The following is a 15,201-nucleotide window of genomic DNA, read 5'->3' as shown; positions in this document are numbered from 1 at the left end:
TTGAGGCCAGCGCCTACCGGATTCCGGTCGGCCACTTTTTGCTTTATCGCCAGATGCCCCGTCTGCGCGTTTTCTATAAGAGGCGGGCGACACATGCTTTATTTGCGGACCGGAAAGGTGCAATGGCACCTATCCATGGCCTCACGCCTCAATCCCCGGCGAGATCGGTCAACGCACTGCCATCGGCGTATTCCATTGCCAGCCAGTGCCTCGCGCCAGGCCTGGCAAGAAACAAAATGAAATAAACCGAAACTGGGTCGAGACGACGTCTCAAGCGCCAGCGGGCACTATCTGGGTCATGTTCCATACCGTCTTCGAAAGGACTGCATCATGAAACCCTGGATCAAGAAAACGCTGATGGGCATTTTTGGTGCGTCCATTGCGGTGGGTGGGCTGACGGCCTGCTCCAGCGGGCACCATCAGCGCGGCCCGATGACTGCGGAAAAGATGGCGGAAGTGCGCGGCAAAGTGGTGGAGCGGGTGAGCAGCAAGCTGGATTTGAACCAGGCGCAAAAGACCAAGCTCAATGCGCTGGCCGATCAACTGGAAGCCCAGCGTGCGGCGTTCATTGGCAAGACCGCAGACCCCCGTGCCGAGGTGCAGGCCATGGTGGCGGGCGAAAAGTTTGATCGCGAACGGGCGCAGTCGCTGCTCGAAGACAAGACCCGTGCAGTGCAGGCCCATAGCCCCGCAGTGGTCAACGCGATGGCCGACTTTTATGACAGCCTGAACCCGGACCAGCAGCAAAAAGTGCGTGAGCTCATGCAGCGACGCAAGGGCTGGATGGCCCGCGGGTGATGGGAGAGGAGCATCGCATGTCACCCACGCTGGAACCTATCCACCGCCTGGCCCAGGGCGTGCGTGTGCACGGACCTGCGCTGCTGTCGGGGATCCCGGAGCCCCATGATGAGCTGATGTCGCTCGTGTGGGGGCCGCGCTTTGACCGCGAGCACGCGATGGGGCTGGTGGCCCGCCAGCCCGCTTTGGCAGCCCACACCTTGCCCGCCTTGCTGGCGGCGGCCGACCATTTTGATGCGCTCCATGCGGGCGCGCAGGGCCGTTTGCGCCGACTCATCGTGCGACACCGCGCATTGTGCGGGGTGGGCTCTCCGAGCGAGGCGGCGCATGGGGAGCGCGCCTGACGGTGTGAGAATGGCTCATGCACCGCATATTGCTGATTGACGACGACGCGCAATTGGGCGTCCCCTTGGCCACGTATTTCCAGCGTTTTGAACTGGAATTGGTTCATGCCCTTCGGCCAAGCGACGGCTTGGCCCAACTGGCAGGGGGCGGCTTCGACGCCGCCATCCTCGATGTGATGCTGCCCGAAATGGATGGGTTTGAGCTGTGCCGCACCATCCGCAAGCAGGGTGACCTGCCGATCGTGATGCTGACTGCGCGCGGCGAGGTGATGGACCGGGTGGTGGGGCTGGAGCTGGGGGCTGACGACTATCTGCCCAAGCCCTTCGAGCCACGTGAACTGGTGGCGCGCCTGCAGACGGTGTTGCGCCGGCGCAGGGCGCCGGGGCAGGGCGTTGCCGTGGGCGCGCTGGAGTTCGAGGGCCTGTCCATCGACGCGGCCCGCCGCAGTGTGCAGCGCCAGGGTGTGCTGGTGGAGCTGACCGGTACGGAGTTCGACCTGTTGCACCTGCTGGCTCGCGAGCCTGGCAAGGTCTTCAGCCGTGACGACATCCTGAACCAGCTGCGCGGCCATGAGGCCGAGCTGTACACCCGTGCGGTGGACATTGTGGTGAGCCGACTACGCAAGAAGCTGGAGCCGCTTGACTGCATCAAGACACTGCGCAACGTGGGCTACTCCTTGGCTTTGCGCCGCGCCGCCCCATGAAGGGAATTTGTTCCCCTCCCCCCGATCCGAAGTGTCCCTGGCATCGCCGGGCGCGACACGCGGTTGGGCATTCGCTGCGCATTCGGCTGGTGCTGGTGTTCATGGCGCTGGCGGTGGCGGTTGCTGTGACCTTCATGGGGGGGGTGCAAAAGGCTGTGTCCGTGGGCTGGCGCGAGGCTGCACGGCCGCTGCTGATGGACTATGTGGACCGCCTGGCGGCCGAGATTGGCAGCCCGCCCAGCATTGAGCGTGCCCAGGCCATTGCCAACCGCCTGCCGCTGACATTGCGCATTGACGGCCCGCAGATCCGGTGGACATCGCACCCCGACCAGCAAGGCCCCGACTGGATGAGCGACAAGTTCCGGCAGGAAGACCGCTGGGCCGGGGACGACAACGGACACAGCCTGCTACGCCGCACGACGGCAGATGGCCACCACATAGAGTTCGGCCTGAATGCGTTGTCGTGGGACAAGCGCCCGCGCATTGCGTGGGGCACGCTCACTGTGCTGCTGCTGCTCACGGCGCTGGCCTATGTGTATGTGCGGCATCTGTTGCGGCCGCTGGACGATATTCGTCAAGGAGCACAGCGTTTTGGCAACGGCAACTTTGCCCAGCCTATACCGGTGCGGCATGCCCACCGGCCGGACGAGCTGGGCCAGCTGGCTGGCACCATCAACACCATGGGGGATGACATCCACCAGATGCTGGAGGCCAAGCGTGCTTTGTTGCTGGCCATGAGCCACGAGTTGCGCAGCCCGCTCACACGGGCCCGCCTGAATACCGAGCTGCTGCCCGAGACGGCCGATGTGCAACCGCAGCGCTTGGCGCTGATGCGCGACCTGGGTGAAATGGCGGGCCTCATCACCGACCTGCTTGAGAGCGAGCGGCTGGCGGGCCGCCATGCAGCGCTGCACCGCGAGCCCACCGACGTGCCTGAGCTGGCGCGCGAGGTGGTGGCTGATCTGTGTTCGCGCCATGCCGGGGCTGCAGACATTGCCCTGCATGTGGCGCCAGATTTGCCTGCAGTGCGGCTCGACCGGTCCCGCCTGCGGCTGCTGCTGCGCAACCTGCTGGACAACAGCCTGCGCCACAGTGAGTCAGGCGTCTTCCCGCCTGAGCTGCATCTGCGGCTGGAGGATGAGGGGAGGGTGCTTGAGCTGGAGGTGCGTGACCATGGGCGGGGCGTGCCCCCCGAACACCTGCCCCACCTGGCCCAGGCCTTTTACCGCCCTGACACTGCACGCCAGCGCGCTACCGGTGGTGTGGGATTGGGCTTGTACCTGTGCCGCCTGGTGGCACAGGCGCACGACGGGCAGTTGCACATGCGCAATGCAGAGCCTGGCCTGTCGGTCACCGTGCGGTTGCCGGTGGTGGAATAGGTCGCCAGGCGGCGGCATAGACAGGCTGCCTTCCGTGCTGGCAGGCTGTGTCGCACCTGTGCGGTCAGTCCAGCGCACAGGCCTGGTGCAACGGGGAAGTGGCCATGTCGGGGGGGGCATGTCCAGTCTCCCACGAAAAATTCATGGTCTTTTTGCTCGGTAGCGCCGGTATTTATTGCCCTGGAAGCTATTAAATCAGGAGTGATTTGTGTCATCTGGGGCCACTGGAGAAGTCGCCATCCTCCCTGGCCCCGTTCTTGCTGAATATCGGCACCCCCTCGCATGAGTAGGATTCTTCAGTGTTTACCCTGTATATACAGGTATGCTGACGCTGTCATCATGAGACCCGGTACGCAGGTGCGTTCCGGTGGGCTGGGCCAAGGTACTTTCTTCAAACAGGAGCAGATGATGACTCGATCGGTTGTGAATTGGACGTCGCTGGCAGCGGCAACGGCATGCATGATGGCGCTGGCCGCACCGGCCCAGGCGCAAGACACCAAAATCGTGCTGGGCATGTCCGGCTGGACGGGCTTTGCGCCGCTCACCTTGGCCGACAAGGCAGGCATCTTCAAGAAGAACGGCCTGGATGTAGAGATCAAGATGATTCCGCAGAAGGACCGCCATTTGGCCCTCGCCTCCAAGTCCATCCAGTGCGCTGCCACCACGGTCGAGACGCATGTCGCCTGGAACGCCAACGGCGTGCCCATCGTGCAGATCTTCCAGATGGACAAGTCCTACGGCGCCGACGGCATTGCGGTACGCGGCGACATCAAGGGCTTTGCCGACCTCAAGGGCAAGACCATTGGCGTGGATGCGCCCGGCACCGCACCGTACTTCGGCCTGGCCTGGATGCTGAGCAAGAACGGCATGAGCCTCAAGGACGTGAAGACCACCACGCTGTCGCCCCAGGCGGCCGCGCAGGCTTTCGTGGCCGGGCAAAACGACGCCGCCATGACCTACGAGCCCTACCTGTCCACCGTGCGCGACAACCCTGCGGCTGGCAAGATTTTGGCCACCACGCTCGATTACCCCATGGTGATGGACACCGTGGGCTGCGACCCCACCTGGCTCAAGGCCAACGGCAAGGCCGGGCAGGCATTGGCCAACTCGTACTTCCAGGCGCTGGACATGATCAAGGCCGACCCGACCAAGTCCAACGAAATCATGGGCGCCGCCGTCAAGCAGACGGGCGAGCAGTTTGCCAAGTCCTCGTCCTTCCTGCGCTGGCAGGACAAGGCCGCCAACCAGAAGTTCTTTGCTGACGAGCTGCAGTCCTTCATGAAGGACGCCACGGCCATCCTGCTGGAGGCCGGCATCATCCGCAAGGCGCCTGAGGATCTGACCGTCACTTTCGACGCGAGCTTCATCAAGTAAATAGACGGAAGAAGAGCGCTCCATGTCTGCCGTGCAACCCTTGTCCGTTTCCGAGCCAAAGGCCTCTGCGCGCCCACGCTCGCTGGCCCCGCTGGAGCCCGTGAGCAGCAGCGCCCGCTGGATGCTCGGGCTGGCCTTCTTCGTCGTGTTCGTGGCGGTGTGGGCGTTCTTCACGCTGGGCGGCTTTGTGTCGCCCACCTTCCTGGCCAGCCCCATCACCATGGCCAAAGAAGGCTGGCTGCTGTTCACCGAATACGGCTTTATCAAAGACATCGGCATGACCATCTGGCGCGTGGTCGGTGGCTTTGTGCTGGCCGCGGTGATTGCCGTGCCCCTGGGCATTGCCATGGGCGCCTACAAGGGCATTGAGGCGTTCTTTGAGCCCTTCATTTCGTTTTGCCGCTATCTGCCTGCGTCGGCTTTCATCCCGCTGCTGATCCTTTGGGCCGGTATCGGTGAGGCGCAGAAGATTCTTGTCATCTTCATCGGTTCGGTCTTCCAGATCACGCTGATGGTGGCCGTCACCGTGGGCAGCGCAAGGCGCGACTTGGTGGAAGCCGCCTACACCCTGGGTGCGGGCCACAAGGGCATCGTCACGCGGGTGCTGATCCCCGGTGCCGCCCCTGACATTGCCGAAACCCTGCGCCTCGTGCTGGGCTGGGCCTGGACGTATGTGATCGTGGCCGAGCTGATCGGGTCGTCCAGCGGCATCGGCCACATGATCACTGACAGCCAGTCGCTGCTCAACACCGGCCAGATCATCTTCGGCATCATCATCATCGGTCTCATCGGGCTGGTGTCCGACTTCGCCTTCAAGGCGCTCAACCACCGTCTGTTTGCCTGGAGTTTTGTGCGATGAGCAGCGTATCCATTCAAGCTGTGTCGCGTGTCTTCGAGAGTGCCAAAGGCCAGCGCACACAGGCGTTGCAGCCGGTGGACTTTGAAGTGCGTGACAACGACTTCGTGACCATCCTCGGCCCCTCGGGCTGCGGCAAATCCACGTTGCTGCGCATCGTGGCGGGGCTGGACCACGCCACCAGCGGTCGCGTGCTGCTCGATGGCATGCCGGTCGAAGGCCCCGGCGCCGACCGCGGCATGGTGTTCCAGAGTTACACGCTGTTCCCCTGGCTCACCATTGAGCAGAACATTCGCTTTGGCCTGCGCGAGCGCGGCATGCCCGAGGCACAGCAAAAAGAGCGCGCCGCATATTTCATCGCCAAGGTGGGCCTGCGCGGCTTCGAGCAGCACTTTCCCAAGCAGCTGTCGGGCGGCATGCAGCAGCGCACCGCCATTGCGCGCGCGCTGGCCAACGACCCCAAGATTTTGCTGATGGACGAGCCCTTCGGCGCACTCGACAACCAGACCCGTGTGCTCATGCAAGAGCTGCTGCTGGGCATCTGGGAGGCCGAGCGCAAGACCGTGCTCTTCGTCACTCACGACATCGACGAAGCCATCTTCATGGCCAACCGCGTGGCCGTGTTCAGCGCCCGGCCCGGCCGCATCAAGACCGAGCTGGCGGTGGACCTGCCACACCCGCGCCATTACACGATCAAGACCAGCCCCGAGTTCATGGACCTCAAGGCGCGCCTGACAGAAGAGATTCGCGCCGAATCCATGGCGGCGGATCTGCACTGAGCCCTACGAGCCCTATCGCATCATGAGTGCCCGTCCTTCCCGCCGCACAGCAGCCACTGCACTCCGCAGTGCCCCGCCCGCCAAGGCCCTGGCAGCCGTGGCTGCGCCTGTGCAAGCGATGGCGCTGTACGAGCAGATCAAGGACCACATCTCGCGCAAGATCCAGGAAGGCATCTGGCGCGCGGGCGACCGCCTGCCGTCCGAGAACGAGCTGGTCACCCAGTTTGGTATCTCGCGCATGACCGTGAACCGCGCGCTGCGCGAGCTAGTGGAGCAGGGCCGCATCGTGCGCGTGGCGGGCGTGGGCAGCTTTGTGGCCGAGGACAAGCCACAGTCCACGCTGCTGCAGATCGCCAACCTGGCCAGCGAGATCCGCCAGCGCGGGCATGACTACCGCTGCGACGTACTGGCCGTGGAGCGTATCTCCGCCACGCTGGAGGTGGCCGCTGCGCTGGACCTGCGCACGGGCGAGTCAGTGTTCCACTCGCTGTGCATCCACCGCGAGGATGGCTTGCCCGTGCAGCTGGAAGACCGTCACGTGAACCCGCGCCAGGTGCCACAGTTCGCCGCGCAGGACTTCACGCAACTGCAACCCTCCGAATACCTGGTGCGCAATGTGCCGTTCGACCAGATCGAACATGTGGTCGACGCTGTCATGCCCACCGCCGAGCAGGCCGCGCTGCTGGAGATGTCTCCGCAGGAGCCTTGCCTGTTGCTCACCCGCCGCACCTGGTCGCGCGGGGTGCCCATCACCGTGGTGCGTTGTTTGCACCCCGCCACCCGCTACCGCCTGGGCAGCCGCTTCCGAGCGGACGGCAACCCCGTCGCTGGTTGAAAGTTTTTTGCCAAAAGTCCGGACTTTTTTCGTTTGTACCTACTTGTATATACAGGATTAACGCCATGACACACAACGCTTCATCCCTCACCCTGCACCCCGGCCGCGTCACGCTGGCCGAGCTGCGCCGCATCCACGCGGGCCCTGTGCAACTGGTGCTCGATGTGTCGGCCCGCGCGGGTTTGCAGAAGTCCCTGGCCACGGTGCAGCGCATCGTCGATGAAGACCAGGTCGTCTATGGCATCAACACCGGCTTTGGCAAGCTCGCCAGCACCAAGATTGCGCACGAGCGCCTGGCCGAGCTGCAGCGCAATCTGGTGCTGTCGCACAGCGTGGGCACGGGCGATGCGCTGCCCGACGACGTGGTGCGCCTCATCCTGGCCACCAAGGCCGTGAGCCTGGCGCGCGGCCACTCGGGTGTGCGCCCCGAACTGGTGGATGCGTTGCTGGCCCTGGCCAACGCCAACGTGCTGCCGGTGATTCCGGCCAAGGGCTCGGTGGGCGCGTCGGGCGACCTGGCGCCGCTGGCGCACTTGGCCTGTGTGCTGATCGGCGAAGGGCAGGCCAAGGTAGACGGCAAGGTGGTGCCGGGGGCAGAGGCCATGCGCTCCATCGGCCTTGCGCCGTTTGTGCTGGGCCCCAAGGAAGGGTTGGCGCTGCTCAACGGCACGCAGGTGTCCACATCGCTCGCGCTGGCCGGGCTGTTTGGTGCCGAGAACGTTTTCTCCGCCGCGCTGGTGGCAGGCTGCCTGTCGCTCGAAGCCATCAAGGGCTCGGTCAAGCCGTTTGACGCGCGCATCCACGAGGCGCGCGGCCAGACCGGGCAGATCGCTGTGGCCGCCGCCGTGCGTGCACTGCTCGATGGCAGCGCTATCGACCCGTCGCACCCGAACTGCGGCCGCGTGCAGGACCCGTACTCCATCCGCTGCGTGCCACAGGTGATGGGCGCGTGCCTTGATAACCTGCACCATGCCGCACGCGTGCTGACCATCGAGGCGAATGCAGCGTCGGACAACCCCTTGGTCTTTGACAACGGCGACGTGATCTCCGGCGGCAACTTCCATGCCGAGCCCGTGGCCTTTGTGGCCGACATCATCGCGCTGGCAGTGGCCGAGATCGGCGCCATCTCCGAGCGCCGTCTGTCGCTGCTGCTGGACCCGGGCCTCTCGGGCCTGCCCGCTTTCCTGATCCGCGACAGCGGCGTGAACTCCGGCTTCATGATCGCCCAGGTCACCGCCGCCGCGCTGGCGGCCGAGAACCAATGCCTGGCCAACCCCAGCAGCGTGACCAGCCTGCCCACCTCAGCCAACCAGGAAGACCATGTCTCCATGGCCACCTACGGCGCACGCCGACTGGGCGACATGGTGCGCAACGCGGCCGTGATGGTCGGCATCGAAGCCATGGCTGCCGCGCAGGGCATGGAGTTCGACCGCTCGCTCAAGAGTTCACCCCTCGTCGAAGCGCAATTCGCCGCCATCCGCGAGCGCGTTGCCTACCTGGAGCAGGACCGGTACCTCGCCCTTGACATCGAAGCCATGCGCGCATGGGCCCAGCAGTCCACCTGGCCTGCAGCGCTCACCCAGTGCCTGCCCAGCTTCGCCTGACTTTCTCTACGCATACCCCATTGATTCACAGGAGCCCACCATGAACGCCAACGACGCCATCATCGCCGCAGCCTCCAACACCGACCCCCGCCACGACGCCAGCCGCGTGATCCGCGCGCCGCGCGGCAGCCAGCTCACTTGTAAGAGCTGGCTCACCGAGGCCGCCTACCGCATGATCCAGAACAACCTCGACCCCGAGGTGGCCGAGCGCCCGCAGGACCTGGTGGTGTACGGCGGCATTGGCCGTGCCGCGCGCAACTGGGAGTGCTTTGACCAGATCCTCGCCTCGCTCAAGGATTTGAACGACGACGAGACCCTGCTCATTCAGTCCGGCAAGCCCGTGGGCGTGTTCAAGACCCACGCCAATGCGCCGCGTGTGCTGCTGGCCAACTCCAACCTCGTGCCCAAGTGGGCCAACTGGGAGCACTTCAGCGAACTGGACCAGAAGGGCCTGTTCATGTACGGCCAGATGACGGCGGGCAGCTGGATCTACATCGGCACCCAGGGCATCGTGCAGGGCACCTACGAGACCTTTGCCGAGGCGGGCCGCAAGCACTTTGGTGGCTCCCTCGAAGGGCGCTGGATCTTGACTGCAGGCCTGGGCGGCATGGGCGGCGCGCAGCCGCTGGCAGCCACGTTTGCGGGCGCGGTGTCGCTCAACATCGAATGCCAGCAAAGCAGCATCGACTTCCGACTGCGCACGCGCTATGTGGACAAGCAGGCGCGCGACATCGACCATGCGTTCGAGCTCATCCAGCAGCACACGGCTGCCAAAGAGGCCGTGTCGATTGCCCTGCTGGGTAACGCCGCAGAAATCCTGCCCGAGCTGGTGCGCCGCGCCAAGGCCGGTGGCCTCCAACCCGACCTGGTGACCGACCAGACCTCGGCCCACGACCTCGTCAACGGCTACTTGCCTGCAGGCTGGACGGTGGCCCAGTGGCGCGCCGCGCAGCAGGACGTGACGCAGCACGAGGTGCTGAAGAAGGCCGCCGCCAAGTCGTGCGCCGTGCACGTGCAGGCCATGCTCGACTTCCAGCACATGGGCATCCCGGTGGTGGACTACGGCAACAACATTCGCCAGGTGGCGTTTGACGAGGGCGTGAAGGACGCGTTCGACTTCCCCGGCTTTGTGCCCGCCTACATCCGCCCGCTGTTCTGCGAAGGCAAGGGCCCGTTCCGGTGGGTCGCCTTGTCGGGTGACCCGGAAGACATCCGCAAGACCGACGCCAAGATCAAGGAACTGTTCCCCGAGAACAAACATGTGCACCGCTGGCTCGACATGGCGGGCGAGCGCATTGCCTTCCAGGGTCTGCCCGCACGCATCTGCTGGCTGGGCCTGGGGGAGCGCCACATTGCTGGCCTGGCCTTCAACGAGATGGTGAGGAACGGCGAACTCAAGGCCCCCATCGTCATCGGCCGCGACCACCTGGACACCGGCAGCGTGGCCAGCCCCAACCGCGAGACCGAAGGCATGAAGGACGGCACCGACGCCGTGAGCGACTGGCCGCTGCTCAACGCGCTGCTCAACACCGCAGGCGGCGCCACCTGGGTCAGCCTGCACCACGGCGGCGGCGTGGGAATGGGCTACTCGCAACACTCGGGCATGGTCATCGTGGCCGACGGCACTGAAGCAGCGGCCCAGCGCCTTGCCAATGTGCTGGTCAACGACTGCGGCAGCGGCGTGATGCGCCATGCCGATGCCGGCTACGAACTGGCGGTGGAGACGGCCAAGAAGCAGGGCTTGAAGCTGCCCATGGTGAAGTGAAGGGGTGAGGGAGGGAATGACAGGAATGTGAAAAAAGGGAACTGCATTCCCATTCGTTGGGAATGTTGGGTTTGAATGCCGCTGCAATCCTTTGATACTGAGTCCATGCCCACCCGTGGACCAACCTCCGTTGCAGCCGCCGACCGTGTTCTGCACGTGCTGGCGGTGCTGGCGCAACATGGGCAGCCCATGTCGGCGGCCGAGTTGATGGAGGCTACGGGCCTGGCGCGCAGCACGCTGTACCGGCAGCTGGCGCGGCTCAAGCTGTGGGGCTTTGTGCTCGAGAGCAGCGGGCACTACGCGCCCGGGCCGCTGAGCCTGCAACTGGCGCTGGGCTTTGACATGGCGTCGCACCTGGTGCACCACGCGCGGCCGGACATGCAGGCCCTGGCCCGGCAGTCCCACGAGAGCGTGGGGCTGGTGGTGGCCGTGAATGACAGTGTGGTGTGCCTGGACATGGTGGACAGCACGCAGGCGCTGCGCTGCTCATTTGAAAAAGGGCGCAGCGTGCCGCTGCGCGCAGGCGCGTCTGCCAAGTGCCTGCTTGCCCATGTGGCCCCGGCCACGCGCAATGCCATTCTGGACCTGCACTACGGCGCAGACACTGCTGAGCGCCAGGCGGCGCTGACAGAGCTGGAAGGCATTGCCAAGGCGGGTTACGCCGTCAGCTCCGGCGAAGTGGATGCCGGTGTCTGGGGCGTCAGCGTGCCCGTGTTCGGTTCTCCCCGGCAGGCCGCCGGGGCCATCACCCTGATGGCCCCGATCTTGCGGGCTCAGGGGCAGGAGACCGCACTCACCGGCATGGCCGTCGTCGCCGCAGCGCGCATCTCCCGCCAGCTCACTTCTCCCTGATTTCCCTCACCCCTCCTCAGGAGTTTTTCCCATGAACCTTCGCCGCAACCTTCTTCTGGCCAGCCTGGCCGCCGCAGCCTTCTGCACCACGGGTGCACAGGCCCAGGACAACGTCCTGCGTGTGGGCACCGATGCCACGTTCCCGCCCATGGAGTTTGTCGAGAACGGCAAACGCACGGGCTTCGACATCGAGCTGGTGGAGGCCATCGCCAAGACCATGGGCAAGCAGGTCGAGTGGGTGGACATCGACTTCAAGGGCCTGATTCCCGGCCTGATCTCAAAGCGCTTCGACATGGCGGTCTCGGCCATCTACATCACCGACGAGCGCAAGAAGGTGGTGGACTTCACCGATTCCTACTACGCCGGTGGCCTGGTGGTGATGGTGAAGGCCGACAACAAGGCCATCAACAAGCTGGCCGACCTGGACGGCAAGAAGGTCAGCGTGCAGGTGGGCACCAAGTCGGTGGCGTACCTGACCGAGAAATTCCCCAAGGTGCAGCGCGTTGAGGTCGAAAAGAACCAGGAGATGTTCAACCTGGTGGACATCGGCCGCGCCGACGCTGCCGTGACCGGCAAGCCCGCCGCGTTCCAGTATGTGCGCACCCGCCCGGGCCTGCGCGTGCTCGACGAGCAGCTCACCACCGAAGAGTACGGCATGGCCCTTCGCAAGGACACGCCTGAGCTGACGAAGGCCGTCAACGGTGCCATCACCAAGCTCAAGGCAGATGGCACCTATGCGGCCATCGTCAAGAAGTGGTTCAGCAACAGCGCTGCCAAGTAAACCGCAGCCACACGTTGCCGAACTGAGCCATGGAACTCGATTTTTCTCCTGTCTGGGCCGGGTTGCCCCAGTTGCTGGCGGGTGCGCTGGTCACTGTGGAAATCACGGCTGCCTCGCTGCTGCTGGGCTGCGTCATGGGCCTGCTGGTGGGCATTGGCCGCCTGAACCCCAAGCGCCGCGTGGTCTACGCCCTTTGCACTGCCTACGTGGCCGCGATCCGCGGCACGCCGCTGCTGGTGCAGCTGTTCATCCTGTTCTTTGGCCTGCCGCAGTTCGGCATCCTGCTGCCCGCTTTTGTGTGCGGCGTGATCGGCCTGGGCATCTACTCGGGCGCCTATGTGTCCGAGGTGGTACGCGGCGCCATCCAGTCCATTGACAAGGGGCAGATGGAGGCGGCGCGTTCCATTGGCATGTCCTCGGGCCTGGCCATGCGCACCGTGGTGCTGCCGCAGGCAGTGGTGCGCATGATTCCGCCACTGGGCAATGAGTTCATCGCGCTGATCAAGAACTCGGCGCTGGTGTCGCTGCTCACCATCCACGATCTGATGCACGAAGGCCAGAAGATCATCAGCGTGTCGTACCGTTCGCTGGAGGTGTACCTGGCGATTGCGGTGGTGTATTTCATCCTTACGGGCATCACCACGCTGGTGCTGCGCCGCATGGAGCTGCGCCTGCGCGCCGGGGGGATGGTGCAATGAAGAAAAATTCTGTGATGACTGGAGCCAGCCAATCCGCCGAGCCCATCGTACGCATTCGCGGACTGCGCAAGGCGTTTGGTAGCCACGTGGTGCTGAACGGCATCGACTTTGATGTGCTGCCCTCGCAGGTGGTGGTGGTCATCGGGCCCAGCGGCTCCGGCAAGAGCACCTTTTTGCGTTGCTGCAACGGACTGGAGCAGCCCGAATGCGGCACGGTCGAGATCTGTGGCCGCACACTGGTGCAGGACGGCCGCATGCTGCCTGACCATGACCTGAACGCCCTGCGCGAAGAGGTGGGCATGGTGTTCCAGTCGTTCAACCTGTTTCCGCACCTGTCGGTGCTCGACAACGTCACGCTGGGTCCGCGCAAGCTGCGCGGCCTCTCGCGCAAGGAGGCCGAGGAGCGCGCACAGGCCCTGCTGACCAAGGTAGGCCTGGCGCACAAGGCTTTGGCCATGCCTGCCAGCCTGTCGGGCGGGCAAAAGCAGCGCGTGGCCATTGCCCGCGCACTGGCCATGGAGCCGCGCGTGATGCTGTTCGACGAGCCCACGTCGGCGCTGGACCCGGAGCTCGTGGGCGAGGTGTTGCAGGTCATGAAGCTGCTGGCCAGCGAAGGCATGACCATGATGGTCGTGACGCACGAAATGGACTTTGCGCGCGAGGTGGGCGACGTGGTAGTGGTGATGGACGGCGGCGGGATCATTGAGTCCGGCCAGCCTGCCACCATCTTCACCAACCCCACGCAGGAGCGCACGCGCTCCTTTCTGCAGGCGGTGCTCACGCGCGCCTGAGGCTGGGTGTGCGTGATGGACGACAACGGTCAATAGCCTACAAGGAGACAGCTCGTATGCACCCGGTTTCACCTGCCAGTGACCTGAGCCAACAACAGCACTTTCAACAGCGCTTGCAGGAGCGCCTGACCGCCGACGACATCGCGCGGTTTGACCGCGACGGCGCCATCTGCATCAAGCAGCTGCTCACGCCCGAAGAGGTAGCGCTGCTGCGCGACGGCATCGACGCCAATCTGGCCGCGCCCAGCCCGCGCGCCAAAGTGGCCAGCAGGCCGGATGACCCGGGCCGCTTCTTCGAGGACTTCTGCAACTGGCAGGACATCCCGCAGTTTGGCCGCTTTGTGCGCGACACGCCCCTGGCCCTGGCCGCGCAGCGCCTGATGCAGTCACGCACCGTGCGGCTGTACCACGACCATGTGCTGGTGAAGGAGCCTGGCACGCGCCAGAAGACGCCCTGGCACCAGGACCAGCCTTACTACAACATCGAAGGCAGGCAGAACGTGAGCATGTGGATACCGGTGGACCCGGTCTCGCGTGCGGCCACGCTGGAGTTTGTGGCGGGATCGCACAAGGGCCCCTGGCTCATGCCGCGCACCTTCATGGACAACCAGGCCAAGTGGTTCCCTGAAGGCAGCCTGCGGGACCTGCCCAACGTCGAGGCCAATCGCGATGCCTTTCCCATCGTGGCCTGGGAGATCGAGCCGGGCGACGTGGTGTGTTTTCACATGCTCACGCTGCATGCGTCCGGCGGGGTGGAGGGGCCCAATCGGCGCCGCGTGTTCTCGGTGCGCTTCTTGGGCGACGACACGCGCCACGCGCCAAGGCCGTGGAAGACCTCGCCCGAGTTCCCGGGGCTGGCGGACCAGCTGCCCGCTGGGGCAGCCATGGACCACCCGCTGTTCCCGCTGCTGGTGGACGGGAACGGTGTGCCGCAGGGTGAAGGCGCGTGAAGCAGTTTCTGGACTTGGCCTCCACGCCCCCGGTGCCCTGGAAGAACGGCGGCGGCAGCACACGCGAGCTGGCGTGCTGGCCGCCCGGCGCGGGCATGGACAGCTTTGCATGGCGCGTGAGCGTTGCCACCATTGCAAGCCCCGGGCCGTTCTCGGCCTTTGTGGGGGTGGATCGGCAAATCATGTTGCTGGATGGCGATGGCGTACATCTGCAAGGCGCAGAAGGGCATTGGCAGCATGCGCTGACGAACCGCTGGGAGCCGTTTGCGTTCTCCGGCGAAGAGCCGGTGGACTGCCGCATGCTGGGCGGAGTTTCCACCGACTTCAACCTGATGCTGCGCCGGGGTGAGTGGACCGGGAACCTGAAGGTGCTGCGCGATGTGCAGCCGCCCGCTGAGGGGGCTGCAGCGGGCCTGTGCATGGTGCTGCGGGGCGCCTGGCGATGCGAGGACTGCGATACCCACCAAGTGCGGATGTTGGCAGCGGGGCAGGGCCTGTGGTGGGTGAACGAAGGGGGAGAAACAGCGCCGTCGATCACCCCCGTGCGCCGCGCCGAAAGCGGTGGGTCTGCCGACGATGCACCCGTGCTGGCCTGGGTGGCCTTGCGCAGGGGCTCTGCACCATAATTTGAATCAAATGAGCTGCAAGCGCTAGTGGAATATGCGCCAGTAGCTATATAAAAAATAGCAAA

The 15,201-nt window shown here is 64.8% G+C and carries 17 protein-coding genes; all 17 read left to right on the top strand.

The window, feature by feature from the left end; all coding sequences use genetic code 11:
- The coding region (locus ISS20_RS09845) for a hypothetical protein (protein ID WP_291436099.1) at positions 1–245 on the top strand (245 nt) is incomplete at its 5' end.
- A gap of 85 nt (positions 246–330) precedes the next feature.
- Positions 331–798 carry a Spy/CpxP family protein refolding chaperone gene (locus tag ISS20_RS09840; protein ID WP_291436097.1) on the top strand — a complete coding sequence of 156 codons (468 nt, stop codon included), beginning with the start codon at positions 331–333 and terminating at the stop codon, positions 796–798.
- A gap of 17 nt (positions 799–815) precedes the next feature.
- Positions 816–1,142 (top strand): hypothetical protein, encoded by a 327-nt coding sequence (locus ISS20_RS09835; protein WP_291436096.1) that lies wholly within the window; start codon positions 816–818, stop codon positions 1,140–1,142.
- Positions 1,143–1,159: 17 nt separating this feature from the next.
- Positions 1,160–1,846: a response regulator transcription factor gene (locus tag ISS20_RS09830; protein ID WP_291436094.1), complete on the top strand. Its 687-nt coding sequence runs from the start codon at positions 1,160–1,162 to the stop codon at positions 1,844–1,846.
- Positions 1,843–3,225, top strand: coding sequence for a HAMP domain-containing sensor histidine kinase (locus ISS20_RS09825; RefSeq protein ID WP_291436092.1), 1,383 nt, complete (start codon positions 1,843–1,845; stop codon positions 3,223–3,225). Before ISS20_RS09830 ends, ISS20_RS09825 begins: the two co-directional genes overlap by 4 nt.
- Positions 3,226–3,633: 408 nt before the next feature.
- Complete coding sequence (locus ISS20_RS09820) at positions 3,634–4,599, top strand: ABC transporter substrate-binding protein (RefSeq protein ID WP_291436090.1); 966 nt, start codon at positions 3,634–3,636, stop codon at positions 4,597–4,599.
- Positions 4,600–4,621: 22 nt separating this feature from the next.
- Positions 4,622–5,458 (top strand): ABC transporter permease, encoded by an 837-nt coding sequence (locus ISS20_RS09815; RefSeq protein WP_291436089.1) that lies wholly within the window; start codon positions 4,622–4,624, stop codon positions 5,456–5,458.
- Positions 5,455–6,234 carry an ABC transporter ATP-binding protein gene (locus ISS20_RS09810; protein WP_291436088.1) on the top strand — a complete coding sequence of 260 codons (780 nt, stop codon included), beginning with the start codon at positions 5,455–5,457 and terminating at the stop codon, positions 6,232–6,234. The genes ISS20_RS09815 and ISS20_RS09810 overlap by 4 nt, the downstream gene beginning before the upstream one ends.
- Before the next feature lie 22 nt (positions 6,235–6,256).
- Entirely contained in the window at positions 6,257–7,069 is an 813-nt protein-coding gene (hutC, locus tag ISS20_RS09805) for a histidine utilization repressor (protein ID WP_291436086.1), read from the top strand.
- A gap of 65 nt (positions 7,070–7,134) precedes the next feature.
- Positions 7,135–8,673 carry a histidine ammonia-lyase gene (hutH, locus tag ISS20_RS09800; protein WP_291436084.1) on the top strand — a complete coding sequence of 513 codons (1,539 nt, stop codon included), beginning with the start codon at positions 7,135–7,137 and terminating at the stop codon, positions 8,671–8,673.
- Between the two features lie 40 nt (positions 8,674–8,713).
- Positions 8,714–10,438 carry a urocanate hydratase gene (hutU, locus tag ISS20_RS09795; protein WP_291436082.1) on the top strand — a complete coding sequence of 575 codons (1,725 nt, stop codon included), beginning with the start codon at positions 8,714–8,716 and terminating at the stop codon, positions 10,436–10,438.
- Between the two features lie 105 nt (positions 10,439–10,543).
- Entirely contained in the window at positions 10,544–11,290 is a 747-nt protein-coding gene (locus ISS20_RS09790; protein ID WP_233193768.1) for an IclR family transcriptional regulator, read from the top strand.
- A 31-nt stretch (positions 11,291–11,321) separates the two neighbouring features.
- On the top strand, positions 11,322–12,071 hold the full coding sequence (locus ISS20_RS09785; protein ID WP_010465677.1) for a glutamine ABC transporter substrate-binding protein: 750 nt from the start codon (positions 11,322–11,324) through the stop codon (positions 12,069–12,071).
- A 29-nt stretch (positions 12,072–12,100) separates the two neighbouring features.
- Positions 12,101–12,769: an amino acid ABC transporter permease gene (locus ISS20_RS09780; RefSeq protein WP_291436075.1), complete on the top strand. Its 669-nt coding sequence runs from the start codon at positions 12,101–12,103 to the stop codon at positions 12,767–12,769.
- Between the two features lie 14 nt (positions 12,770–12,783).
- Positions 12,784–13,560, top strand: a complete 777-nt coding sequence (locus ISS20_RS09775; protein WP_291436073.1) for an amino acid ABC transporter ATP-binding protein — start codon at positions 12,784–12,786, stop codon at positions 13,558–13,560.
- A gap of 56 nt (positions 13,561–13,616) precedes the next feature.
- A complete protein-coding gene (locus ISS20_RS09770; RefSeq protein WP_291436071.1) occupies positions 13,617–14,510 on the top strand; it encodes a phytanoyl-CoA dioxygenase family protein in 894 nt (297 codons plus the stop codon).
- On the top strand, positions 14,507–15,136 hold the full coding sequence (locus tag ISS20_RS09765; protein WP_291436069.1) for a HutD family protein: 630 nt from the start codon (positions 14,507–14,509) through the stop codon (positions 15,134–15,136). Before ISS20_RS09770 ends, ISS20_RS09765 begins: the two co-directional genes overlap by 4 nt.
- Positions 15,137–15,201: the final 65 nt, after the last annotated feature.

Origin of the sequence: Acidovorax sp., assembly GCF_016783915.1 — a bacterium.
Lineage (GTDB): Bacteria > Pseudomonadota > Gammaproteobacteria > Burkholderiales > Burkholderiaceae_C > Acidovorax.
This window is presented reverse-complemented; position numbering and strand designations above follow the sequence as displayed.

Coding starts and splice junctions, on each gene's coding strand:
- ISS20_RS09840 (WP_291436097.1), top strand. CDS start 331: ATGAAACCCTGGATCAAGAAAACGCTGATGGGCATTTTTGGTGCGTCC.
- ISS20_RS09835 (WP_291436096.1), top strand. CDS start 816: ATGTCACCCACGCTGGAACCTATCCACCGCCTGGCCCAGGGCGTGCGT.
- ISS20_RS09830 (WP_291436094.1), top strand. CDS start 1,160: ATGCACCGCATATTGCTGATTGACGACGACGCGCAATTGGGCGTCCCC.
- ISS20_RS09825 (WP_291436092.1), top strand. CDS start 1,843: ATGAAGGGAATTTGTTCCCCTCCCCCCGATCCGAAGTGTCCCTGGCAT.
- ISS20_RS09820 (WP_291436090.1), top strand. CDS start 3,634: ATGACTCGATCGGTTGTGAATTGGACGTCGCTGGCAGCGGCAACGGCA.
- ISS20_RS09815 (WP_291436089.1), top strand. CDS start 4,622: ATGTCTGCCGTGCAACCCTTGTCCGTTTCCGAGCCAAAGGCCTCTGCG.
- ISS20_RS09810 (WP_291436088.1), top strand. CDS start 5,455: ATGAGCAGCGTATCCATTCAAGCTGTGTCGCGTGTCTTCGAGAGTGCC.
- hutC (WP_291436086.1), top strand. CDS start 6,257: ATGAGTGCCCGTCCTTCCCGCCGCACAGCAGCCACTGCACTCCGCAGT.
- hutH (WP_291436084.1), top strand. CDS start 7,135: ATGACACACAACGCTTCATCCCTCACCCTGCACCCCGGCCGCGTCACG.
- hutU (WP_291436082.1), top strand. CDS start 8,714: ATGAACGCCAACGACGCCATCATCGCCGCAGCCTCCAACACCGACCCC.
- ISS20_RS09790 (WP_233193768.1), top strand. CDS start 10,544: ATGCCCACCCGTGGACCAACCTCCGTTGCAGCCGCCGACCGTGTTCTG.
- ISS20_RS09785 (WP_010465677.1), top strand. CDS start 11,322: ATGAACCTTCGCCGCAACCTTCTTCTGGCCAGCCTGGCCGCCGCAGCC.
- ISS20_RS09780 (WP_291436075.1), top strand. CDS start 12,101: ATGGAACTCGATTTTTCTCCTGTCTGGGCCGGGTTGCCCCAGTTGCTG.
- ISS20_RS09775 (WP_291436073.1), top strand. CDS start 12,784: ATGACTGGAGCCAGCCAATCCGCCGAGCCCATCGTACGCATTCGCGGA.
- ISS20_RS09770 (WP_291436071.1), top strand. CDS start 13,617: ATGCACCCGGTTTCACCTGCCAGTGACCTGAGCCAACAACAGCACTTT.